19 protein-coding genes are annotated in these 24,112 nt (G+C 58.3%); 7 read left to right on the top strand and 12 right to left on the bottom strand.

Annotated elements, in window-relative coordinates; genetic code table 11:
* Positions 1-123 precede the first annotated feature (123 nt).
* The 6 genes from HMPREF2971_RS08875 to HMPREF2971_RS08900 form a co-directional block, all read right to left on the bottom strand.
* A complete protein-coding gene (locus HMPREF2971_RS08875; RefSeq protein WP_070692606.1) occupies positions 124-1,581 on the bottom strand; it encodes a mycothione reductase in 1,458 nt (485 codons plus the stop codon).
* Between the two features lie 286 nt (positions 1,582-1,867).
* Positions 1,868-2,680, bottom strand: coding sequence for a ParA family protein (locus HMPREF2971_RS08880; protein ID WP_049345252.1), 813 nt, complete (start codon positions 2,678-2,680; stop codon positions 1,868-1,870).
* A gap of 204 nt (positions 2,681-2,884) precedes the next feature.
* Positions 2,885-3,532, bottom strand: coding sequence for a MerR family transcriptional regulator (locus tag HMPREF2971_RS08885; RefSeq protein ID WP_049350369.1), 648 nt, complete (start codon positions 3,530-3,532; stop codon positions 2,885-2,887).
* Positions 3,533-4,248: 716 nt separating this feature from the next.
* The gene (locus tag HMPREF2971_RS08890; RefSeq protein WP_049337539.1) at positions 4,249-5,022 is read right to left on the bottom strand and encodes a transcriptional regulator FtsR; all 774 of its coding nucleotides are present in this window, start codon (positions 5,020-5,022) and stop codon (positions 4,249-4,251) included.
* A 597-nt stretch (positions 5,023-5,619) separates the two neighbouring features.
* Positions 5,620-6,012: a glycine cleavage system protein GcvH gene (gcvH, locus tag HMPREF2971_RS08895; RefSeq protein WP_049337538.1), complete on the bottom strand. Its 393-nt coding sequence runs from the start codon at positions 6,010-6,012 to the stop codon at positions 5,620-5,622.
* Between the two features lie 334 nt (positions 6,013-6,346).
* Positions 6,347-9,838, bottom strand: coding sequence for a bifunctional proline dehydrogenase/L-glutamate gamma-semialdehyde dehydrogenase (locus HMPREF2971_RS08900; RefSeq protein ID WP_070692610.1), 3,492 nt, complete (start codon positions 9,836-9,838; stop codon positions 6,347-6,349).
* 513 nt (positions 9,839-10,351) lie between these two features.
* Between HMPREF2971_RS08900 and HMPREF2971_RS08905 the strand changes: the two genes are divergently transcribed.
* Positions 10,352-11,278 carry a LysR family transcriptional regulator gene (locus HMPREF2971_RS08905; RefSeq protein WP_044150600.1) on the top strand — a complete coding sequence of 309 codons (927 nt, stop codon included), beginning with the start codon at positions 10,352-10,354 and terminating at the stop codon, positions 11,276-11,278.
* A 181-nt stretch (positions 11,279-11,459) separates the two neighbouring features.
* Here HMPREF2971_RS08905 and HMPREF2971_RS08910 read toward each other — a convergent pair whose 3' ends face one another.
* From HMPREF2971_RS08910 to HMPREF2971_RS08920, 3 genes are all read right to left on the bottom strand, one after another.
* Positions 11,460-12,239 carry a hypothetical protein gene (locus tag HMPREF2971_RS08910; protein WP_049359850.1) on the bottom strand — a complete coding sequence of 260 codons (780 nt, stop codon included), beginning with the start codon at positions 12,237-12,239 and terminating at the stop codon, positions 11,460-11,462.
* A gap of 11 nt (positions 12,240-12,250) precedes the next feature.
* Positions 12,251-13,627: a hypothetical protein gene (locus tag HMPREF2971_RS08915; protein ID WP_005507717.1), complete on the bottom strand. Its 1,377-nt coding sequence runs from the start codon at positions 13,625-13,627 to the stop codon at positions 12,251-12,253.
* A 262-nt stretch (positions 13,628-13,889) separates the two neighbouring features.
* A complete protein-coding gene (locus HMPREF2971_RS08920; protein WP_049359844.1) occupies positions 13,890-14,837 on the bottom strand; it encodes a sugar-binding transcriptional regulator in 948 nt (315 codons plus the stop codon).
* A gap of 122 nt (positions 14,838-14,959) precedes the next feature.
* On the opposite strand from HMPREF2971_RS08920, the gene HMPREF2971_RS08925 reads away from it, so the two are divergent.
* The 4 genes from HMPREF2971_RS08925 (at position 14,960) to HMPREF2971_RS08940 (ending at position 20,427) form a co-directional block, all read left to right on the top strand.
* On the top strand, positions 14,960-16,705 hold the full coding sequence (locus HMPREF2971_RS08925; protein ID WP_070692614.1) for a glycerol-3-phosphate dehydrogenase/oxidase: 1,746 nt from the start codon (positions 14,960-14,962) through the stop codon (positions 16,703-16,705).
* A 343-nt stretch (positions 16,706-17,048) separates the two neighbouring features.
* The gene (locus HMPREF2971_RS08930; RefSeq protein ID WP_049362827.1) at positions 17,049-17,846 is read left to right on the top strand and encodes an MIP/aquaporin family protein; all 798 of its coding nucleotides are present in this window, start codon (positions 17,049-17,051) and stop codon (positions 17,844-17,846) included.
* Between the two features lie 43 nt (positions 17,847-17,889).
* Positions 17,890-19,446 (top strand): glycerol kinase GlpK, encoded by a 1,557-nt coding sequence (gene glpK, locus HMPREF2971_RS08935; protein ID WP_070692617.1) that lies wholly within the window; start codon positions 17,890-17,892, stop codon positions 19,444-19,446.
* Positions 19,447-20,112: 666 nt separating this feature from the next.
* Positions 20,113-20,427 (top strand): N-acyl-D-glutamate deacylase, encoded by a 315-nt coding sequence (locus HMPREF2971_RS08940; protein WP_246823643.1) that lies wholly within the window; start codon positions 20,113-20,115, stop codon positions 20,425-20,427.
* Positions 20,428-20,534: 107 nt separating this feature from the next.
* On the opposite strand, the gene HMPREF2971_RS08945 is transcribed toward HMPREF2971_RS08940, so the two are convergent.
* Positions 20,535-21,116 carry a hypothetical protein gene (locus tag HMPREF2971_RS08945; protein ID WP_049362804.1) on the bottom strand — a complete coding sequence of 194 codons (582 nt, stop codon included), beginning with the start codon at positions 21,114-21,116 and terminating at the stop codon, positions 20,535-20,537.
* A 337-nt stretch (positions 21,117-21,453) separates the two neighbouring features.
* Here HMPREF2971_RS08945 and HMPREF2971_RS08950 point away from each other — a divergent pair, with 337 nt between their 5' ends.
* Both HMPREF2971_RS08950 and HMPREF2971_RS08955 read left to right on the top strand, forming a co-directional pair.
* Positions 21,454-22,065 carry a methylated-DNA--[protein]-cysteine S-methyltransferase gene (locus HMPREF2971_RS08950; protein ID WP_049337520.1) on the top strand — a complete coding sequence of 204 codons (612 nt, stop codon included), beginning with the start codon at positions 21,454-21,456 and terminating at the stop codon, positions 22,063-22,065.
* A 215-nt stretch (positions 22,066-22,280) separates the two neighbouring features.
* Positions 22,281-23,069 carry a DNA-3-methyladenine glycosylase I gene (locus HMPREF2971_RS08955; RefSeq protein WP_070692620.1) on the top strand — a complete coding sequence of 263 codons (789 nt, stop codon included), beginning with the start codon at positions 22,281-22,283 and terminating at the stop codon, positions 23,067-23,069.
* A gap of 115 nt (positions 23,070-23,184) precedes the next feature.
* Here HMPREF2971_RS08955 and HMPREF2971_RS08960 read toward each other — a convergent pair whose 3' ends face one another.
* Positions 23,185-23,574: a DUF1304 domain-containing protein gene (locus HMPREF2971_RS08960; protein WP_070635127.1), complete on the bottom strand. Its 390-nt coding sequence runs from the start codon at positions 23,572-23,574 to the stop codon at positions 23,185-23,187.
* A 244-nt stretch (positions 23,575-23,818) separates the two neighbouring features.
* Positions 23,819-24,112, bottom strand: a 294-nt coding sequence (locus HMPREF2971_RS08965) for an L-lactate permease (RefSeq protein WP_141755868.1), incomplete at its 5' end; no start/stop codon positions are given.

The raw sequence follows: 24,112 nt of genomic DNA on the forward strand, positions 1-24,112 counted from the left end.
GCTCTGGCCACCAATAACGAGAGGAGGGGGTCGTACCGCTTAGGTACGATCCCCTCCTCTCTGTTTGTTCGCTAGAAACCTCGATTTTCGGACGTTATCTAGCCGTCGTTAGATGGCGGGTTCTTAGTTTGCGGGCTCGTCGAATTCCAGACCGAGTAATGCGTTCTCAACGACTTCGGTCAGTGCCGGGTGGATCCAGTACTGGCCGCGTGCGAGGGTGCGCGCGTCCATGCCGAAGCTCATTGCCTGCAGTAGCGGCTGAATGAGCACGGAGGATTCTTCACCGACCAGGTGTGCGCCGAGCAGCTCGCCGTTGTCCTTGCGGGCAATGAGCTTGCACAGGCCGATCTTGTCTTCCATTGCCCAGCCGTAGGCGGTGTCGCCAAAGTTCTGCGCCTTGACGGTGATCTCAAAGCCTTCACGTTCAGCCGCCTGGCGCGCCTGCTCTTCGGTCATGCCGACCACGGCGATCTGCGGGTTGCTGAAGACCGCAGCCGGTACGTAGCGGTGGTCGCTGGCACGCAGGTCCTCGGGGTGGCTGAGGTTGTGCTGCACAACGCGTGCCTCGTGGTTTGCCACGTGCTTGAGCTGGTAGCGGCTGGACACGTCGCCGAGGGCGTAGACGCCGGGTACGGGCGCGCCGTTGTAGAGCACGCGCTGGTACTTATCGACGCTGAGCTGGCCGCCGTCCTGCACGTCGAAGTAGTTCTTCGCGTTGAGGGTGTCGGTGTTGGGGCGACGACCGGTTGCCACGAGCACAGCGTCTGCCGGGATTTCGAGCAGTTCTTCACCGTTCTCGGTAGTGTGCTTAGCTACGACGGTCACACTGCCGTCGGCGTTCTCACGGATTTCGGAGAGGGACGCATCCTTGACGATGTTCCACTGCTTGCTTGCGGCTTCTTCGAAGCGTGCCACGACCTCTTCGTCCACGCCACGTAGCAGGCGGGAGGAGCGGTTCAGCTGGGTTACTTCGGTACCGAATGCGGAGAAAACGTGGGAGAATTCTGCCGCAATCACGCCGCCGCCGATGACGACCATACGGGCGGGCAGCTCGTCCATGCGCATGACGTTGTCATTGGTGTAGACCTTGGAGGAGTCGATACCGGGTACGGGAGGCAGCACGGCGCGTGAACCTGCCGCAACAACAATCTGGCGGCCCTGCAGGCGGGTGCCGTCGGTCAGCTCGACGGTGTGGGAGCCGACGAAGCGCGCGTACTGGTCGTAGAAGTCGACGTTGGGCAGACCGGCACGCCAGTTGCGGCCGCCTTCAACAATCTGGTCAATGCGGGAGGCAAAGATACGGTCACGAATCTGCGCCCAGTGCACGGCGTCTACGTGTGCGTCGACGCCCAGGTGCTTGACCTCGCGGGTCTTCTGCGCGATGGTCGCCGGGTAGACGTACATTTTGGTGGGGATGCAGCCAACGTTCAGGCAGGTGCCGCCGAAGATACCGCCGTCGATGAGGGCGACCTTCTTGTCGTCCCATTCGGGGCCGATGAGGGTGTTGCCGGATCCGGAGCCGATGACGATGAGGTCGTACTGTGCTACGCCGTCAATGCGTTCTACGTTCTCGATGCTCATGTGGTCCTCTCGTTGATGATGTTGAGGCTGGGCTCGTTCCCAGCGTGCCCCTCGATGGCGGGGTTATTTCTGTTACTGCCACTATAACGCGTGGAAGCTTCCGGCTATTCCCACTTCTGGTGTCAATGTTGACGGATATGCGAAAATGCGCCGTCCTAAAGAACACAGCACTGAGAACACAGCGCTGAGAACACAGCGGTTCTTTGAGAAGACGCACTCAAGCGTTGAGAACTATTCGAGCCCGCGGATTAGTGACGCGTATATGTCTGCGCTAAGAGGTCAGCGATTAGATGTCTGCCATAAGCCCAGCCAGCAGACGGGTGAAGTCAATGGCGGGATCAACCGATTCTTCGTCGGGCCAAAAATGAATCGGGTACGCCGCACCCTGGGCGCGTTGCAGCACGGGGCTTTCAGCGAGCACCGGCTCTGCGACAAGATCGCCGAAAAGGGAGCGCATTTCGTCGCGTCGGTAGCGGTGTTCGCTGTCGTTGGGGCGCATCTTGTTGATAACTACTCCCGCACCGTCAATGCTGATGCCGCTTTCCTGCTGAAAGCGCACGATGGCGCGCAGGGTTCGTTCGGTGCCCGCTACAGAGAAAAGGGAAGGCTCAGCGACCGAAAGGATGCGCTCGCTCACTGCCCAGCCCATTGAAGACAGGGTTCCGAGGAACGGCGGGCAGTCAATCAGGATGACGTCGTAGGCGTCCGCAGCCGCCTCCACCATGCGCTTGAAGCGGCGGATGAACGGCGCGGCTTCCTGACGGTCCACGAGGGTGGAGCGCGCCGAGCCTCGCGCCACCTTCACGCTACCGGTGGTCACGGGGTTATTGGTCAGCAGGGTGGGTTTGCCGACGAGCGCGTTCCAGGAGGAGCTACCGGCTTCCTCCGCGAAGGCACGCTCATTGGAACTAGCGATCAGGGAGGCGACGTCGGGGATGGTTTCATCCACTGCCAGGCCGGTGCTGGCGTCGCCGTGGGGGTCGAGGTCAATAACGAGTGTGGAGAGTCCGCTGTGTAATGCCGCGGAGGCGAGCCCCAAAGTGATGGACGTTTTGCCAACGCCACCTTTGAGACTGCTGATACTGACGATGCGGGGCATGCAGGTCCCTTTTATGAGTGAGGTGTAATGCCCCTTTATTTTAGCGAATCTTCGCTTTTCTTCCGGGTCTGACAGGGGTGTATCTTGAGTTTTTTCTCAAGCGGGCATTGAATATTCCCTCGGGTTTAAAGCTTCAGCCCGCGCTCGCCACCTGGTAGGTAGTGAGCGCGGGCAGGTTCAAGTTTTGTGGTTTAGGCCTGTGCTTTATGCCTGTGCACGGCGGGCACGGCGGGCGGCGAGTTCGTCGCCTTCGAAGCTTTCGTGCATTTCTTCGCCGGGCTGGCCGTTGAGGTTCATTTCGATTTCGCGCCAGACGCGGCCAATCGCGATACCGAAGACGCCCTGACCAGCCTGAACCAGGTCGATAACCTCGCTCGGGGAGGTGCATTCGTAGACGGTGGTACCGTCACTCATCAGGGTGATGTTCGCGAGGTCGTCAATGCCGCGGGTACGCAGATGCTCGATGGAGGTGCGAATCTGCTGCAGGGACACGCCGGTGTCGAGCAGTCGCTTCACAATCTTAAGCACGAGCACATCGCGGAAGCTGTAGAGGCGCTGGGTACCGGAGCCGGAGGCGCTACGCACGGTGGGTACAACCAGGTCGGTGCGTGCCCAGTAGTCGAGCTGACGGTAGGTGATGCCTGCTGCCTTGCAGGCGACGGCGCCACGGTAGCCGAGGTTTTCCTCGACGACAGAGACCGGGTCGGTGAAGAGTACGCCTTGTTCACCGCGCGGAGGCGGCGCTACGGGGAAGAGGGTGTCGAAGCCATCCAGGGGCTGGTCGAAGCCCTGGGGTGCCTCATGGGTGCCTGCGGCCTCGCCTGCATTTTCGGCTACCTGCTGCTCTAGCACGGTCCCTCCTTTTCGTTAACCCGTTTAATGCGATTCACCGCGCCCTATCAAATGTGGTCGACTTCGTTCCGGTGTAGCCCCGATTTTCGGGGTGAGATTCTAGGGCTAGGCCTTAGAATCTGCATCTATGATTCGCGTGGCTTCCCTCTGCGAGGTTAGCTACGCGGTTTTCAATACTACACATTGGCTCGACTATTCGGTTCGTAGAACACGATTCGATAGTGCGACCGATGCGCGATAGGCGCGGTTGTTCAATCTATTTTAACTGATAGAGGGCTCTACTTAAAATTGAACCCACCGAAGCGAATGATCTTTTCAGATTCATTCGTACCTCTTTAACGCCCTGTGGGGGTGCTCCTCCCCCGCTATTCTCCTCGCTTTTTCTGGGTATCCATCCCACAGGGGAGTTTAAAAAGTAAATGCGTACGGAGCAGTCCGTACGCATTTACAGCTGAGTTGAGTGAACAGCCTTGGCAGGCCGGGAGCCCCCTGGTGAGAAAGCTCTTCGTGTTGGACGAAGGGGTAGAAATTCCGAGCGTGCCAGCGTCGGCTTCGTCCAAGTCTAGAGGCCGCTACCCGTTGGTAAGGGGTAGGGACTATAGAGGGAATCACCATGGTCAGTGGTGTTTCCCGAGGGAAATCCCCGTTTGGGGTGTGGTAGAACCGCTGAGGGTTTACGAGCAGCAGACTGTCCGGTAGTCTGCGTCTTCGTGCGCCTACTCGTAGGTAGGCATCGCCGATTCGACCAGAGTTGCGTGCAGCTGCAAGCACAACTTGCGGATCTTGTCGGCTCGTTCCTGCGCCTGAGCCTGAGAGGCTGCGTCGCGGCGTGATGCCAGCGGAGCCACCGCAATTTCCACGAGGGAAATTTCGCGGTCTGCCGCTGACTTGAATGCGCGCAGGTGACGAGGCTGAATGCCGTGCTGGGTCAGTTCTGCACTAACGCGGGCAATCAGCACATCGTAATCGGTGTACTCCACATCCGAACCGTCTTCGAGCAGTCCAAAGTCAATCAGCTCGCGAATCAGTTCGGGGGTGGTGTTAGCGTATTCTGCCAGCTCGCGGAGAGTGTAGGTGCGACCTTCCTGCTCGTTCGGGCCAAGGACGGTGTCTAGCACGTCTTCGCTTACGGTGGCAGGCATGGAGTTCAGTACGCGACCGGCTTCCATGTCCTCCAGGTGCTGACGGATTACCTTGAGCGGCATGTAGTGGTCGCGCTGCATGGTGAGGATGTAGCGCAGGCGCTCAATATCCGTCTGGGAGTACTTGCGGTAACCGGTTTCGGTACGGCTGGGGTGCACGAGACCGCGCTCCTCCAGGAAGCGGATCTTGGATGCACTAATTCCGGGGAACTCCAGGTCAAGCTGGCTAAGAACCTGACCAATGGTCCGGCTCTTAACGTCACGCGGGTTACGGTCAGAGCCGCCGTTCTCCACGTCCTCTAGTTGAACCTCAGCGTTAGTGAGGTTCTCATCGATGCGTGAGGTCATCTATGTCTTTCGGGTACTTGTTCAGACGATGTCGATACGAGCCGAAATTTGAGTGAGTGGCTCGTTCCCCTGGCGAGGGGTTATCGCAGCGTACCGAACATCTTTGCTTAGTGTTGAGAGTGTGATAGATAAGTTTAGTTGTTTATCACGAAATGATAAACCGCAAACCTTCGAGACAATCTTATAGCCTCACAAGGCATTTTGCTATTCAGTTCACCCTTTTCAGGGGCGTTTTGAACCCAAAAATAACCACACATTCAGACACTTTCCAGCAGTGGCAGTACCAATTTTAACAAAATTCCACTATTGTGAACATACTTTTCCCACATTGGACTGCTTTACAAGGAAAATTTTATCTTCTCGCGATAGTTGAAGTTTTCATCACATTTAACTTGAAAGAGGCTCCCACTTGGGGTTTAGCCATCTTTCAAGCCTCTTCAACAGGTTTAGACACCCTCAAGAAGAACCTTAAATGCGCCCCACTATTTGCGTTTGTGTGCATTTTAAAAGAAAAACGGCGAGACCAATCGGTCTCGCCGTCTCACCACTACGTACCTCTTATCTGAGGCCTATAGAAGGTCTTAGAAGTCTATCGACTTAGAGCTTGTCCAGCTCGGCCTTGTATGCTTCTGCATCCAGCAGGTTAGCCAGATCATCAGCGTTCTCGGGGCGAATCTCAATGATCCAACCCTCGCCGTAGGGATCGGAGTTGACCAGTGCGGGGTCATCCTCCAGGCCCTCGTTCACTGCGACAATCTCGCCAGCGATGGGAGCAAAGAGATCGGAGACAGACTTGGTGGACTCAATCTCACCGAAGCTATCCTCAGCAGCTACAGAATCGCCGACAGAGGGAAGGTCGACGTAGACGACGTCACCCAGTGCATCCTGAGCGTGGTCGGTAATACCAACACGTACGGTGCCCTCGGCGGTGAGAGCGGAAACCCACTCGTGCTCAGAAGTGTACGAGAGTTCTGCGGGAACGTTGCTCATAGCAGCGGTGTCCTTTCAGTGTGTTCTTGCGTAGCGCGGATCGTCCCGCGCACGGTGTCGTTCCGTATGTGGGATGACGGAACGTCCTACACCAATTATCACATAAGAAGTAATGCGGGGCACGTCCAAACACCCCCGTACCACTTCTAAGACACTATATTTTCCTTATCCTATCTAGCCGCTCAACAATCACCCCTTCCCAAGGCCCTAGAAGCACCCCTATTACTCACCTCCAGCAGGACAGCCATTCAGACACACCAAAAGGCTCAGGGCCCCACACCATGAAGGTGCAGGGCCCTGAGCCTAGGCTAGAGAGCTAAACTCTCACAGCGCCTTAGCGGGAAGAAATGACGCGCTCGGAGAAGCGGTTCGGGTTACCGAAACGGTGTGCGGTAATCGAAACAGCCTGCTCGCGGAGGAAGGGCAGCATCTCGATACGGCCAGCCTCGGTGACCGGTGCGAAGTACACTGCAACATCCGGGCGACCACCCAGTGCCGAGTAGATGGACTTCACGTCGTTACCGATGTAGCGGATACGGGTGCCTTCCAGCGGAGTACCAGCCAGTGCGCGAACCGGGGTCTTAGCGTTCGAAGCCAGGTACTCGCGGAACTGAGCGTCCGACTTGACTTCGTACTTGATGCCCTTGTTCTCGAGGACGCCACGGACGTCGACCGGCAGGTCCTTACCGACGGACAGAGCAACCGGTGCGTTAGCTGCCAGACCGGCGAGCACAACGCGCAGGGTCTCTGCTGCAGATGCGGACTCGTCTGCACGAACCAGAACCTGGGTGGGTACGTAGCGCAGGATGTTGCGCTCCACGCCCAGCTTCGAGGGATCGTGGCCGAAGCCGAACTCGGTGTCCCAAGCGTGTGCGTCAGAGGAGACACCGCGCTTGATGAATGCGAAGTCCTCGCGCTTGCCCAGTTCGGAGTTCTCGATGGTAGCCAGGGTCTCGCGGACGGTCACGGAGTGGGTGACAGCGGTTGCGGTTGCCTGTACGGGCTCCCAATCGGACAGAGCGATCAGGTAGCTGGGGCCACCAGCCTTGGTACCGGAACCCACGGTGGACTTCTTCCAACCACCGAAGGGCTGACGCTGAACGATTGCACCGGTAATTGCACGGTTGACGTACAGGTTACCTGCCTGGACCTTGGAGAGCCACAGCTCGAGCTCATCAGCATCCAGCGAGTGCAGACCTGCGGTCAGGCCGTAATCTGGTGCGTTCTGCAGCTCGATTGCTTCTTCCAGGGTGTCAGCGGTCATGATACCCAGGATGGGGCCGAAGTACTCAGTCATGTGGTACTCGGAACCGGGCTTGACGCCTTCACGAACACCGGGGCTCCACAGGCGGCCAGTCTCGTCCAGTTCCTTCGGCTGGATGAGCCAGCGCTCGCCCGGGCCGAGGGTGGTCAGACCGCGCAGCAGCTTCTCTTCCGGCTTCTGAACAACGGGACCCATCTGGGACTCAATGTCCTGCGGGTGTGCCACGTGCAGGGAGCTGACGGAGTCAATCAGCTGGCGGCGGAAACGCTCGGACTGTGCCACGGAGCCAACCAGGATAACGGTCGAACCAGCGGAGCACTTCTGACCTGCGTGGCCGAATGCCGAGTAAACAACGTCCTTGACGGCAAGGTCGATGTCAGCGTTCGGGGTGACGATAATCGAGTTCTTACCCGAGGTCTCACCGAACAGGGGCAGGTCATCACGCCAGGAGCGGAAGAGCTCAGCGGTCTCGTAACCACCGGTCAGAATCAGGCGGTCAACCTCGGGGTGCGAGATGAGCACCTTACCTGCAGCGCGGTCAACAACCTTGATGAGCTTCAGAACTTCCTTGGGAACGCCTGCTTCCCACATAATCTCTGCGATCAGCGCACCGGTACGTGCGGTAATGGTTGCGGGCTTGAAGATGACAGCAGAACCTGCAGCCAGACCAGCCAGAACACCACCGGCGGGGATAGCGGTCGGGAAGTTCCACGGGGGAACAACCAGGGTCAGGTCCACGGACTTGTGCTTTGCGCCGTCGATCTTCTCGAGGTCCTCAGCCAGCATTGCGTAGTAGTATGCGAAGTCAATTGCCTCAGAGACCTCGGTGTCGCCCTGCTCCAGGGTCTTGCCAGCCTCAGCTGCCATAACCTCCAGCAGGTCACCGCGGCGCAGTGCAATAGCCTTACCGACCTTGCGCAGAATCTCTGCACGCTCGTGGCCGGAGAGCTTACCCCATGCCTTGCCAGCTTCTTCGGCTTCCTTGATCAGCTTCTCAGCCTCAGCCTCGCTGGTCAGCTCGTTAGCCTTGAGGGTGTCGATGCCCAGCTTGGTGGTCTTGGAACGCTCGAGGATTGCGCGGCCCCACTCACGGTTACCTGCCAGTGCGGGGTCGGTGTCGGGGGTGTTCTCGAAGCGACCAGCCGGTACGAAGACGTTGTCCTCGTTCTCGGTCAGACGGTTCTGGGAGCGCTTGGATGCGGGAACCTCGTCGGTGACGGAGTTCAGTGCACGCATGAAGCGGTCCTCTTCGCGCTTGAAGATGGACTCGTCGGTTGCCAGGTCGAAGATACCGGACATGAAGTTCTCGGAGGAAGCGTTCTCCTCGAGGCGACGGATCAGGTATGCGATTGCAACGTCGAATTCCTTGGGGTTCACGACGGGCACGTACAGGAGCAGGTGGCCAACGCGGCGGCGGATAATCTCAGCCTGCTGCTCAGCCATACCGATCAGCATCTCGAACTCGACGCGATCCTTAACACCGCGGTCTTCGGACAGCAGCAGAGCGAAAGCAACGTCGAAGAGGTTGTGGCCTGCAATACCGAGGCGGATGTTCTTCACGTGCTCGGGGCGCAGTGCGTAGTCCAGAACGCGCTTGTAGTTGGTGTCAGCAGCCTGCTTGGTGTCCCAGGTGGTCAGCGGCCAGCCGTGCATAACAGCTTCCACGATTTCCATGGAGAGGTTTGCACCCTTAACCAGACGGACCTTGACGCCTGCGCCGCCAGCAGCAACGCGCTTTGCAGCCCACTCCTGCAGGTGCTGCATTGCAGCCAGGGTGTCGGGCAGGTATGCCTGGAGCACGATGCCTGCTTCCAGGTCCTTCAGCTGGGGCTGGTCCAGGATCTTGGTGAATACCTCAATGGTGAGGTCCAGGTCCTTGTACTCCTCCATGTCCAGGTTGATGAACTTCTTGGGGGAGGAAGAAGCAGCCAGCTCGTACAGCGGGGTCAGGCGGCGAACAGCAGTCTCAACAACCTCGTCGAATGCCCAGTGCTGGTGGGGGCCGGAAACTGCGGACACCTTGATGGAGACGTAGTCAACGTCGTCACGTGCCAGCAGGCGCTTGGTCTCAGCCAGGCGGTGCTCTGCTTCCTTGTCACCCAGAACTGCTTCACCGAGCAGGTTAACGTTCAGGCGGTTACCGGTCTTGGTCAGCTCTGCGATAGCGTCGCCCAGCTTCTCCTCAGAAGCGTCAACAATCAGGTGACCGACCATCTCGCGCAGCACGCGACGTGCAACGGGAACGGTGGGCCATGCGACCTTGCCAGCCAGCTTGCCGCCGAAGCCAACAGCGGACTTCATGTACCAGGGCAGGAAGGAAGGTGCCAGACCGGAAATGCGGGAGAGGTTGCGGCCGGAGACATTGTCGTCTTCGGGGCGAATAACGCCATCAACAAAGCCGACGGTGAAGGGAAGACCATTGGGGTCCTTCAGAACACCGGCGAGCTGCTCAGCTGCGAAGGTGGGCTTGATCGACTGGGACTCGTTTACCCACTGGCGAACAAGCTGACGAGCTTCCAGAGCCATCTTCTGGTAGTGCTCAGATGCGAAAGGATGGGTCATCCTTGACTCCTAACTATCTTACTGTGTGCGGTGCACACCACGTTTGGCGATGTCTCTATTTCACCACAAAAGGGTAATAAATACCTCATTAGAAAAACTGAATGTTTTTTCCAAAATCCATTTAGTTTTTCTAAATGATTGTGCGGTGAGGTTTTCACCCCGCGCCCCCTCCGAACCTCCTGTTCGAAGAGACAAGGTGAAGTTTGTAGCGACATCGCTATCCATCTCTCTCAGGCTAGCACTTTCAGAAAGCAAATACCGAACCGATTTCGTAACAATCGAACACTTCAAAACCAGTCCCAAAAGCATCTTCAACCCCAAGAATCATCACATTCAGCGCGAAAATACTCGCTACACAAGCCAACATGCCGGCACCCCACTTCAGTCGTCTCAAAAAGAGCCGGCCAGAAGCCCGCGCGGTACCATAGACAAGAGTCCACGATGAGAGACGCACCACGGAAGAACTCAGAGGCACAATCTGCAGAACAACCGGGCGCACCAGGGAGGAAACACATGTCAATCTACGACATCCGACGCATGCAAATGCTCCTCGAAATCCAAGAACGCGGCACCGTCATCGCTGCCGCAGAAGCGCTCAGCCTCACCCCCTCCGCCGTCTCCCAGCAGATTGCCACCCTCGAAAAAGAAACCGGCACCCCGCTTCTGCAGCGCATCGGCAGGCGCGTACAGCTCACCAGCGCCGGACTCATCATCGTCGACAGCGCCCGCAGCATCCTGCGCGAACTCGACCGCATGCAAACCTCCGTCGCCAACCTCACCGGCGAACCCGCAGGCATGGTCCGCCTCGCCATCTTCCAGTCCGCGGCCTTCGCACTGCTACCGGAAACCCTCAGCTACCTTGCCGAACACGCACCCTCACTCACCCTGCAAGTACTGCAAATCGACCCCGAAACCGGAACCTCCCTGACCCGAAGCCGCGAATACGACATGGTGCTCTCCGAAGCCTACCCGCACCACCACATCCCCGAATACCCCGAACTGCATTCCGAGCTACTCACCGAAGACCCGCTCAGCCTCATCGTGCCCAGCACCTCCACCATCACCTCGATTGAGGAAGCGCACGCACTGCCCTGGGTTCTCGAAATGGAACAGAACACCTCCCGCAGCTGGGCGCTCAACCAGTGCCGCACCGCAGGATTCGAGCCGGTCATCCGCTACAGCGCCAATGACATGATTACGAACTCCAACCTCGTCAAAGCAGGATTCGCCGTCACCATCGTGCCCGGCTTCATCCTCTCCTCCCTATCCACCACCGAGGGGCTACGCATCGTGGAGCTGCCCGGCAAGCCCTGCCGCAAAATCTTTACCGCCGTACGCCGAGAGTCCGCCGCCAACCCCGCCATCGCCATGGTGCGCGAAGCACTGCACCACGCGGTCAAGGTAGCATTCGGCGAGCATGAAAAGACCGAAACCGCATAAGAAAAACCAGCTGCCACCCATGCCGGCAGACTAGACAATGCAAAGGTCGGGGCCGTTCCCACGAACGACCCCGACCTTTCAATATGCCTTTTTGAACAGGCGCCTATATATACGAGGTATAAAAACACACAACGGAGCTACTCCCCCGCCGTGCCATCCCTCACAGGAGCCAGCCCAACTGCTAGTTCAGCGAAGCAACCACAGCCGGGCTCTGTACCTCGTAGAACGAAGAGGACAAACCAGCCGCCGCCATATCCAGCACAGCGCTCACATGAACCTGCTTCAATGCAGAACCGGCAACACCCGAAGCCACCTGATAATTCAGCTGAACATCCAAGCGGTGACCGCGAGGAATAGCAGTGCGCAACTCCAGAACATTCTCGCTACCGGCACCAGCTTGACCGGTCTGCTCGCTACGGCGCACCGCATCAAGATTCAGAGCATCCACAGGAGCCACCAAAGCCGAAGCACCCAGGCTACCCGAAGGCAGCACCGCCTGCCCCGAGGTGACACGAAGAGTCACCGCGGGATTCAACAACAAACCAGTCTTCGGATCCTGCGCGCGAGCACGCACCATCAGGCGAGTACCCACCGGCAGCGTCGAATTACCTTCATTAATAATGCTCAGGCGAGTCGGCAGATTCCGGAAAGCAACAGTACGCGCAGGCTGGCTCTGCATAGACACAGCCTGCACACCGTTAGCAACCTTCAACTCCAGGCGGATGCATGACTCGTTATAGCGCATCGGAACCTGCACCAGCGCAGAACTCGCCGCGCCACCGTGCTGTCCACCACGCTGTCCGCCAGGACGCTGGGTCACAGGGGTCACGCGAGCGCGCTTACCGCCCGAACGAGTTGCCGCCTCCGCAGCGCTCACGCCGCCAGCTACCAGGGCAGCCGAAGCGCCCGCAACCTTCAACGCGGTACGGCGAGAAGCGTTCATCAGATTATTCTTAGTCATTTTCTACTCCTCTAAGCCTTCGCGATACGGTACACGCCGCTAATCGTGCCCTGCCACCAGGTGCCGTAGCGGTCAATCGTGCCCACCATCTGCAGGGTGTCGCCACCGCCAAGTAGCAGGCTCACATGCTGAGGCAGGCGCTGCTCGTGCATCGTCTTACCGGTTTCCATGTCCAGCGCGACAGCCCACGCGTAAGCACCATTCGCCAAACCAGCCGGGCCGCGGCGACGCTCACAGGTATAAATCAGCCCGTCAGCGGTGGAATAGCGAGGAACAGCCGAAGAGTACACGTCCTTACGGTCCCAGATCTTACGCAGACCGCGGTCGGTAATATCCCAACGCTCCATACCGGGAGCAAAAAGCGCATTCGCAGGAACCGACGGGCCGGCACCCTCCGGGTACTTCGGGTAGGGGTAGCCGTAGGTGCTTGCACCGACCATCGTGTTACCCACACCGATCATGGAGTTCTCAGTGCCAGAGGTACCGGCAGTAAACAGGCCGACGCTACCGACCTTCGCGCCGTTATCGGTGCGGTACACAATGACCGATTCCTGAATATCAGAGTTATCGGTCAGCATCACGTAATCCGAACCGTGCGGACCGAAGAACGTCGGGGAGGCACCGGAACCCCACGCGAGCTTACCGGGCTTGCGGGCGCTACCGCGGTCGTACGCATGCCACCACTTGAGGGTGGGCGCGCCGGTTGCGGTAGCGTTCAGCATATAAATAGCGTGGGAGGTCACCACGCTCACGCCCTGCGGGCACGCCGAAATCGAGTTATCGATACGCTCACCCGCAATCGACGCCTTATTCAGGCGCATCGAGCGAATCGTGCCGCGGGCAGAATCAATCACCGCAATGTAGCCGTTCTTCGTCGCAACCCAAATGCGTCCGGACCAGTCGGGTACCAGACCAACCACAGCGTCATTAGCGCTCTGCGCGAGCATGCGGCTCAGGTCAATACGCTCATCAACTCGGATGCTGCGTCCGTCAGCAGAGTGGGAGAGGCGCAGCAGACACTGAGAGCCATCCACCAGAACCATTCGGTCCTGCGCGTCGAGGTAGGCGTACACGCCGCCCAGCAGTGCGCCCTTCGGGATGTCCAAGTGGGAGAGCTCGCGGCCGGTATGCGGGTCAAGGATAGAGAGCTTCGGGGTAATGAACTCGCCGTGGGCGAAAACCTGGGTGCAGAGCACCTGAATGAAGCCGTCGCGTCCAGCAAGGATCGTCGGGCAGGCGCCGCCGAGCTTCGTGCCGGTAATCTTCCAGTCGCCAGCGCCGGGGCCGGCAAGAGGAGTAGCGTCGGAAGACTGGGCATCACCGTGCATGGTGGTAATGCCGGGTGCGCCCAGGTGCGGATTCGCCTGGGCGTTATAGGTGGGAGTCATGGTTGGTTCTTTCTAACGGTGAGTGGCGCACACCTTCATTGGATTCAACGGAGTGCACTAATATGCACTTTCACATGCGCAAACGTTTCACATTGTAGGGTCAGAAAGCAGTTTTTGACGACACTAAAGGGCACCTTGAAACATTGTTCAGGCGACACTTGAGAGCTTCACCTGGAAAGCTCTCAAGCACTACCCTTTCAGATTCAAGGTGCCCCTTTACCCCATCACCACGGACTCTCATACCCGCGGCGATTATTTTTAGCTATTTCTCCATGAGCGCCTTTGCCAGGGCATCATCAAGAACCAAGTCAGTAATCGCACCCGTACGCAACGCGCCGCGCAAAGCACGCACACGGTGAGTACCGGACGCAACGCAAATACGGCGCGGAATGCGGGCAAGCTCCTTCGGAGTCGGACCGGACGCACGCTTATTCAACTCAAGATCAGCCCACGAGCCGTCCTCACGCAGAAGAATCGTGCACATATCCCCCACAACGCCCAGCTCACGCAACTGACGCTGCTCCTGCACCTCAAAATAGCCACCCGAATACACGTGAGAAGGAATAGGTCCACCAAAAGCACCCACACCAAAAATAGCAAGGTCAACGTTCTGCTGGGCATGCAGATTCTTCTGCACGCTACGCTCACGCCACATGGCAGTCTTCGTGTCCGCATAGTCAAAGAACGCGGGAACCGGAAAATGGATAGTCTGCGCATCATAGGCATTCACCAACTGCCCCAGCAAGGAACCCAGGTACGGAATACCCGAATGGTGCGCATTACCGGCACCATTCATCTGCACCACAGTCACGCCCTTCAGAGGACGACGCGGCAGATGACGAGAAATCTCGGTCATCGTTGACCCCCATGCCACACCCAGACTCGTTCCGTTATCAATCAGAGAATCAAGTAGCGCCGCTGCGGTGCGGGATACCTGGCTCATGCGAGCAATCGGGGTGGCATCCGAACGGACATTCACGAGGGTAACGCGCACCTTATAGCGCTCACCGATGCGGCGCTCAAGCTCGCTACGGGCGCGGAAGGAATCATCTAGACGGATCTGCACCATGCCGCTTTCACGAGCACTTTTAAGGAGGCGCGATACAGTGGCGCGGGAGACTCCCAGACGAGCCGCGATAGCATCCATCGTCATGTTGTGGATGTAGTACAGCTGCGCTGCCTCATAGGTATGGTTAGCGCGTTCGTTCATTGAGTACAGACCTCCGATGAAAATCCGTTCATGTGGCTTGGTTATTATTTCACCATTGGGTTTTACTATTTGCAAGATGAAACCCCACGCCGCGCACGCGGCACGACAAGAAAGAGCACTACATGAGCTCCCAGCACATTGCACAGCAGTCCCAGCTGACCGCTGAGTCCCGCGCCAAGGCACTCAAGAGCATGGTCAACGAAGAACTCGACATCCTGGTTGTGGGCGGCGGCATTACCGGTGCAGGTATTGCCCTCGACGCAGCGACTCGCGGTCTGCGCACCGGTATCGTCGAAGCAGGTGACTGGGCTGCAGGCACCAGTGCATGGTCCTCCAAGCTCGTTCACGGCGGCCTGCGTTACCTCTACAACCTCGACTTCAAGCTCGTGACCGAAGCTCTCACCGAGCGCGGCCTGCTGCTGAACAAGATTGCACCCCACCTCGTGCACGCACAGCCCTTCCTGTGGCCCCTGAAGATGCCCGTCATCGAGCGCGCATACTCCGCAATCGGCATCGGCATGTACGACACCCTGGCATTCCTCGGCTCCCGCGGCAACAAGGGCGTCCCCTCCCAGCGTCACTTCACCAAGGCTGGCACCAAGACCGTCTTCCCCGACATCAAGGACTCCGCATTCAGCGGCGCAATCCAGTTCTACGACGCACGCGTTGACGACGCACGCCTCGTCATCGACGTCGTCCGCACCGCTGCAGGCTACGGCGCACTGGCTGCATCCCGCACCCAGGTTGTCGGCTTCACCAAGGACGCATCCGGCCGTGTCATCGGCGCAGAGCTGGCAGACCTGGAGACCGGCGAGCGCCTGAACGTGCGCGCAAAGCACGTCATCAACGCAACCGGCGTGTGGACCGAAGAGTCCGAGTCCCTCGCTAACCCCGAGGGTGGCTTGGAGGTTCTGGCATCCAAGGGTATTCACATCGTGGTTCCTCGCGACCGCATCAACGCAACCAGCGGTATCTTCACCAAGACCGAGAAGTCCGTTCTCTTCATCATCCCCTGGCAGCGTTACTGGATTATCGGCACCACCGACACCCCCTACACCGAGGACCGCGAGCGCCCCGTCGCAACCAGCAAGGACATCGACTACGTCCTGATGCAGGCCAACAAGCTGATCGCTAACCCGCTGACCCGCGAGGACATCATCGGCACCTACACCGGTCTGCGCCCGCTGCTGCAGCCCAAGGTCAAGGACGGCGCAGCATCCACCAAGGTTTCCCGCGAGCACACCGTGACCGAGGTTGCACCCGGTATGAGCGCCATTGCAGGCGGCAAGCTCACCACCTACCGTGTCATGGCTGCCGACGCTGTCGACTTCGCACTGGGCGAGCAGGCTAAGCAGAACCCCTTCGTGACCGCAACCATCGGCCTGGTCGGCGCAGACGGCTACCACGCAATCGCTGCTAACCGTGCACGCTACGCAGAGCGTTACGGCTGGGATGAGGACCGTATCACCCACCTGCTCGAGCGTTACGGCGCACAGATTGAGGACCTCGGCGCTCTCATCGACGCTGACCCCTCCCTCGGTGCTCCCCTGGCTAAGGCACCCCAGTTCCTGCGTGCAGACGTCGTCTTCGCTGTCCGCTACGAGGGTGCCCTGCACCTGGAGGACGTTCTGGTCCGCCGCGTACGCCTCGACCTCGAGCAGCGCGACCGCGGCCTGGCAGCAGCAGACGAGATTCTCGACATCCTGCGTGCCGAGCTCGGCTGGGACGATAAGAAGGTCAAGGAAGAACTCGACCTCTACGCCGCACGCGTACAGGCTATCCGCGAGGCAGAGTCCACCTCCACCGACGCTGAGGCATCGGCAAAGATTGAGGCTGTCACCCCCGTGGCACCCCGCGTGAAGCTCTAATCCTTAGAGATTCCGCATACCTTTCGTAACCGGTTATTTGGTACGAACCGACCGTTCGCCCCTCACCGTTATGGGCTAACTCATATTTTTCGGTGAGGGGTGGACGGACGGTTAAATAGCCGTTTACGATAATCCCCTGCACAAGAAGCAGAGAGCTAAATACAGGGTTAGCTCACTGGTACGATCTGCTTCTCAACCAGAAACATCTATCAAATTTTCGTAGCAACCGCTACACATTTCAGCACAGCGTTGTGCCCCGATCCGCCCGTGCGGTGAGGACGCACGGGAACAAACAAGCATCGGTTCGCTTGCCTTCCAGACGCTTCGTCTTCAAGGAGCATCAATGTCTCTTCTTGCTTCCGCAGGAACTGTACTTGCAGCCGGCTCATCCGCTCTCGTGGATGCATCCGGTGCCCCCACCACTCTTGGTTTTGTACTTTCCGAGTTCTTCGGTACCTTCATCCTGATTCTGCTCGGTGCCGGCGTATGCGCCGCAGTGACCCTGAAGAAGTCCTATGCTAAGGACGCAGGCTGGGTTGTTATCACCTTCGGTTGGGGTCTGGCAGTGTTCACCGCCGTATACCTCTCCTTCCACTCCGGTGCACATCTGAGCCCCGCTGTGACCGTTGGCCTGGCAACTGCAGGCCGCGACCTGGCAACTGGCGTTCCCGCAACCCCGCTGAACATCACCCTGTACATCGTCGCTCAGATGCTCGGCGCAATGGCTGGTGCAACCGCAGCCTATCTGACTTACAAGAAGCACTTCGATGAGGACCCGGGCGACCGCCTCGGCATCTTCGCAACCGGCCCCGCTATCAAGTCCTACGGCTGGAACTTGCTCACCGAGATTATCGGCACCTTCGTCCTGATTGGTTGGATCATCGCATCCGGTAAGACCCCCGCCCAGATTGGCCCCTTGGCTGTTGCCCTGGTCGTTGTTTCTATCGGCATGAGCCTTGGTGGCGCAACCGGTTACGCTATCAACCCCGCCCGTGACCTCGGCCCCCGTATCGCCTACACCTTCCTGCCTATCCCCGGTAAGACCGGTTCCAACTGGTCTTACGCATGGGTTCCGGTTGTTGGCCCGATCATCGGCGCAGTCCTCGCTGGCCTAATCGTTCCGGCAGTTCTGCCCCTCTAAACCTCTCTAATAACCCCCGTTCTTTTGTTCTAAGGAAAAATCAATGACGACTTCTCTGCACTCCGCAACCCTCAACGTCGAACGCAAGTACATCCTCTCCATCGACCAGGGCACGACGAGCTCCCGCGCGATCCTGTTCAACAAGGCGGGCGAGAACGTGGCTCAGGGCCAGCTCGAGCACGAGCAGATCTTCCCCAAGGCCGGCTGGGTCGAGCACAACGCAACCGAGATTTGGCAGAACGTCCGTAAAGTCGTAGCAATGGCTATGGCAAACGGCGAAGTCAACCACCACGAAATCGCTGCAGTCGGCATCACCAACCAGCGCGAAACCACCGTCGTGTGGGACAAGAACACCGGTGAGCCCGTCTACAACGCAATCGTCTGGCAGGACACCCGCACCCAGGAAATCGTTGAAGAGCTCGCAGGCGAAGAGGGTGTTGGCAAGTACCACGACATCGTCGGCCTGAACCTCTCCACCTACTTCTCCGGCCCCAAGATCAAGTGGATCCTGGACAACGTTGAAGGCGCACGCGAGCGCGCAGAACGCGGCGACCTGCTCTTCGGCAACACCGACACCTGGCTGGTCTGGAACCTGACCGGTGGTGTTGACGGCGGCGTTCACGTCACCGACGTAACCAACGCATCCCGTACCCTGCTGATGAACATCCGCACCCTCGAATGGGATCCGCAGATCGCTGCAGACATGGGCATCCCCATGAGCATGCTGCCCGAAATCAAGTCCTCCTCCGAGGTGTACGGCTTCGGCCGCGCAACCGGTCTGCTTAACGGCACCCCGATTGCCGGTATCCTGGGCGATCAGCAGGCTGCCACCTTTGGCCAGGCCTGCTTCGAGAAGGGTATGGCGAAGAATACCTACGGTACCGGTAACTTCATGCTCATGAACACCGGCAACGAGCCCGTCTTCTCCAACAACGGTCTGCTGACCACCGTCGCATACAAGATTGGCGACGCAGCACCCGTCTACGCTCTGGAAGGCTCGGTCGCAATGAGCGGCTCCCTGATCCAGTGGCTGCGCGACAACCTGCGCATGATTGAGCACGCTGCAGAGTCTGAGGAACTGGCTACCTCCGTTGAGGATTCCGGTGGCTGCTACGTCGTTCCCGCATTCTCCGGCCTGTTCGCACCTCACTGGCGTTCCGACGCTCGCGGCGTCATCGTTGGTCTGACCCGCTACGTGAACCGTGCACACATCGTGCGTGCGGCACTGGAAGCAACCGCATTCCAGACCCGCGAGGTTCTGGACGCAATGAACGCTGACTCCGGTGTTGAGCTCTCCGAGCTGCGCGTGGACGGCGGCATGACCGCTAACGAGTTCCTCATGCAGTTCCAGGCTGACATCCTCGGCGTTCCTGTGATCCGCCCGAAGGTTGTTGAGACCACCGCTCTGGGTGCAGCATACGCTGCAGGTATCGCTGTTGGTTTCTGGACCGGCGAGCAGGACGTTGTGGACAACTGGGCTGAGGACAAGCGCTGGCTGCCCTCCATGGAGCCCGCAGAGGTTGACCGCCAGTACCGCCTGTGGAAGAAGGCTGTCTCCCGCACCCTCGAGTGGGTTGACGAGGACGTTCCGACCGCCTAATCGCAGCACCCGTTGCCTAACGGCACGGTCCGCGTACTAGCGATGCCCCGGCTGCTTCTCCCCCTCTATGGGGTTGAAGCAGCGGGGGCTTTCCGCTGTTTTATGACGCATTTATTAGCCTTTATTGCGCGGTGATTTCAACAAAAATTGGCGCTGCGGTACCGTTGGTTTTTGTAAATTCTGTATCTTCAGCCGATCACCTGGCGCGGTGTTGTTCGTGAGGTGTCAGTACCACACAGGACGCGTACGCGACATATTCATGCGCTGTCCTGACAGGAATCGACGATTCGCGCTGATACTTTATTTACGCTCCCGTCCGCCGTGGTGCTTCACGTACTGCGGCGGACGGACTTTTATCTCTTGTTACTAGGTTCTCTGCATTAACGATGAGTGGGGTTCGCTTTTCGTGTTGCAGTTCTCGCTGTAAAAATCACTGGTTTTATGCCCCTTGTTGAGATACCCGTTTACATGTTGTGTGGGGTTGATCTAACAGCGTTTGTTTGCCTTTGATGTCCACTTCAAGCGCCGTATCATAGATATATAGGCTTATTGATTCTATTCTGGTCGCCGAAGATGGCGGTTGGTTATGCATCTGGCACCTTCCGGTGGTCGTGAGAACGGAGAGAGGCTCCGTTGGAAGGAGGGAGCGGGTTTCCCGCACCGATTATGGTTGATGTCCGTCGCCGCAAGCTTGCAATTATTGCTATGAACATTTCGGTTCTTGCAGCTGCTCTCTCCTGGCTGTTGGTGCTCTTCTCTGTCATGTATTCTCCCGCAGCTGTACCGTGGGCTCTGGGCGTTGCTATCGTACTGACTGTGATTGGCGCCTACGCGCTGTACCGCTACTACTCCAAGTACTCGCACGTGCTCCCGAACGAGGACCCGGACGCACACGATGTGCTCGGTCACGACCTGCACTCGACCCACCTGCCGCACCTTCACCACACGGAGGGCAATCCCAACGGAGCAGCTGCTAAGTAGCGTGCCTGCCATCCCCTAGACAGCATAAATGTGCCGCCTCACCGGTACCGGTGAGGCGGCACGTTTGCATTAAAATCGCGGTTCAGAGTCCGACCCTACACTCAAGATTATTTCTGGTTTGAGTCAGTGCTCCGCTGCGCTTCAGCTTCGGCTCTGGCTAGTTCTATCCTTCTGTTCTTTTCGACGATCAGAGCGTTATATTTCCAGCCGGGGATTCGTTCAAAAAGCCACCCAACCCAGAGAAGCGCAGCGGTAATGAGAGCGACAGGAATCAGGTAAATAAGGGCTCTCGGGTCGCGGGTGTGGTCTGAGGTGCTCCCCGCGGTGAGTTCCCACAGCGCAAGGATTGGTACCGCCATTATAGGCATCACTATAAAAAGGATGAGGGCATAGTAAATGCCCATCATGCTACCGGGCCTGCCTCTATTCATACGGGCTTGGGTGACGGCTCTCTTCAGACGTTTGTATTCCTCTAAGGTTTCGCCGTCTAGAAGCGAAGCGTTAGGGATCTTGGCCATGACGTACCGTACGGCTTCTAAATCTGAGGGCGAGCAAATAAAGATATGTCCCTGGGACGTAACGGTATATTCTTTCGCGATGTCGAGGCACGCCTGCGCGTAACGGTTATTGAGCTCTCGGCTCTCCGGGTTTTCTTTGAGTTGCCGGCGGATGTCTTTCAGATCTTCCATGTTTCTCCTTGCAATTTCAGTCGTCGTTGAACCCAACGTTGGGGCACGAGAAACACAGGTCATCCCCCACCCGGTGCGGGGTGGAGAAGCCGGAGTATTGAATTGCGGTGTATCGGTGTGTACTTCACAGAATGCCAGCTCTTGGGGCTCAGGCAAAATTGACGGGGCGTCTTGAGATGTTTCAACAGCGGTGCATACATCTCATATATACCGGTCAGTTATAGACAAAACCCGCCGCGGGTACGGTACGGAGGCGCGCCTCCCCTATGATGGTTGAAAGGGGTATTTGCCCTTTGCACCATCGGCAGTACACACCCACGAGCCTACGAGGAAGAGCATGACCAAAGCGACCGATTCGCCGCAGCCGCCGGAAGCGCTCACGCGCTGGTACACTCGCTACTCGAGCCCCGTCGGCGTGCTCTATATCGCCGCCCGCGCGAACGCGATTGTTGGCATCTGGTACGAGGATCAGGCACATTTTCCGCTCCCCCATGAGCTCGGTGGACTCATCGAGAATCCCGGAGCCTACCTGCGGGAGCACAACACGGCGGAAGAGGAAGAGCCTACCGAAGAGTATGCTGCGGCGCAGCTGCTGTCGCGTGCTGAGGTAGAGCTCTCTGAGTACTTTGAGCGCAAGCGCACTTCTTTTACATTGCCGTTAGACCCTGAAGGCACCGATTTTCAACTGATTGTGTGGGAGCATCTGAAGACTGTTCCTGCTGGGTACACCACCACTTACGGCGAGATTTCGCGTGCGGTTGGCCCGGGTGCTCCGGCGCAGGCTGTGGGTCAGGCGGTCGGCCGCAATAAGGTTTCTATTATGATTCCGTGCCACCGCGTTATTGGTGCTGACGGTAGCTTGACCGGCTACGCTGGCGGGGTTGAGCGTAAGCAGTTCCTCCTCGATTTGGAGGAGCCGGAAGAGGTGCGGGAGGCGCGGCTCTTCTAGCCATGTCACCCGGCAGTGATTGGGACTTATCAGAGGGCGGAGCGTGCATCGGATGCGGGCTCTGCCCTTTGTCGTACCTATTTTCGGTTTCGTTGCTCTGCACCACGACACATAATCGAATATACTTGCGATTTACTCACGCTAGAGCTACTGTTTAAGTAGAATATGCTTCCGAAATATTCGGATGAGCTCAGCACTCTCAGAGAGGAGAAACCGTGACCTCGCAACCTACTATTCCCGCCGACCCCCTCGAAAACGCCCCGAGCTACCCCACGTGGGTGACCGATGAGCTTCTGCGCGACTACTACGACACCGAATGGGGCATGCCCGTCACCGATGAACGAGGACTCTTCGAAGCCCTGAGCCTCGAGGCTTTTCAGGTGGGGCTCTCGTGGCGCACGATTCTTGCCCGCCGAGAGGCATTCCGCCGCGTTTTCGAGGGTTTCGACCCCGAACGCGTGGCTGCGTTCACCGACCATGATGTTGCGCGGCTCCTCCAGAATGAAGACATTATCCGTAACGAGAGGAAGATTCGCGCGGTCATCTCCAATGCACGGCTGACCCTGCGGATGCGCGAGCTTGCCGCAACGCCCCGTGACGCTTCCACGGAGGATATTCGTCTTCCCCTTATCGCGCCCTCTTCTACCCCGGCCAAAGAGGATAGCAGCGAGGCGGCAGACACTCGCCGCCGTCGAGTTCGTACGCTCAGCGATGAAGACCTGAACCGGATGCGCGAGCGCACCCTATCCGACGGCACGCATGTACCGGGTGGGCTGCCGGCGTGGCTGTGGTCCTTTGCGCCGAGCGAGACTATCGCACCGCTCACCCAGAACGATATTCCCACCGATACCCCTGAGTCCGCGCTTCTTGCCAAATCTTTTAAAACTCTAGGAGGCGTGTTCTTGGGTCCGGTGACCGCTTATGCGCTCATGTGCGCGGTCGGTATGGTGGATGCGCACCTGGTGGACTCGCATCGGCGAGGCTGTTCGGGGCTCTTTGCCTAACTCGCTTGGCGTGCTCGCCTCCAAGGGCGTAGAAAAGCCGCGTGTTACTTCGTTAAAGTAAGCACGCGGCTTCTATACGTTGAGAGGTTCCGCTCTGAATTAGATCGTCACAGGATTAGATCGTTACAAAGAGGAAAATCAGCGCCAGCAGCGGCGGGGTCAGCTGAATCAGCGCCGGCTTGCGCTTATCCGGAGAGGTGAGGAACAGGTAGGCACCGGCAACCGCCATGGAGCCCAGACCTGCGAACATGAGCGCCACGCCCACCTGCGGGGAGCCGAACCAGAATGCGAGCAGACCAGTTGCGGCGATCCAGGCGAGCATCAGGTTGTACAGGCCCTGGTTTGCCGCCATCTCCTTGGTGGATTCAGCGAATTCTTCGGTCATTCCGAAGGTTTCGCGGCCCTTGGGCTTGGTCCAGAGGAAGGATTCAATAATCCAGATGTAGACATGAATAGCTATAGCAATAAAGGCAAAGACAGTAGTAATCGTTGCGAGCGCCTGCATTGTTTTTCCTTAAGCAGTAGGTGTTCTATGAGGCGCCTGCCCGTTCTTTCTTCTGGAGCACAATCTGTGGTGATGCGCAGAATGATGCAGGAGCAAGCACAAGAAGTAATTCTACGCCTCTTCCCGGTCTGTTGGAACTTCCTGAATATACGTGAAACCCCTCGAATCGTCTTCTGCAGAGAAAATTGCAGGGTTCTCATCGAGGGGTTTCTACGCAGGGTTACGCCGAATCCGGTATCGGTCTTTAGCCCATCATGAGCGACAGAGCGAAGGACCAGACGCAGACCAGGCCCAGCAGAATAGCGCTGTACTTAATGGACATGGAGGTAATCTTCGATTCCTCACCGGCGCTATTTACTGCCGCCGCAGCGATTGCGATGGACTGCGGGGAGACGATCTTACCCATCACGCCACCGGCGGTGTTTGCGGCGACGAGCAGGGTCGGGTCAACAGCAATCTGGGCTGCGGTGGTGGACTGCAGGCCCGCGAAGAGCACGTTAGCGTTCGTCACGGAGCCGGTCACGAACACGCCAATCCA

This window comes from Rothia sp. HMSC066G07, assembly GCF_001814485.1.
Taxonomy (GTDB): domain Bacteria; phylum Actinomycetota; class Actinomycetes; order Actinomycetales; family Micrococcaceae; genus Rothia.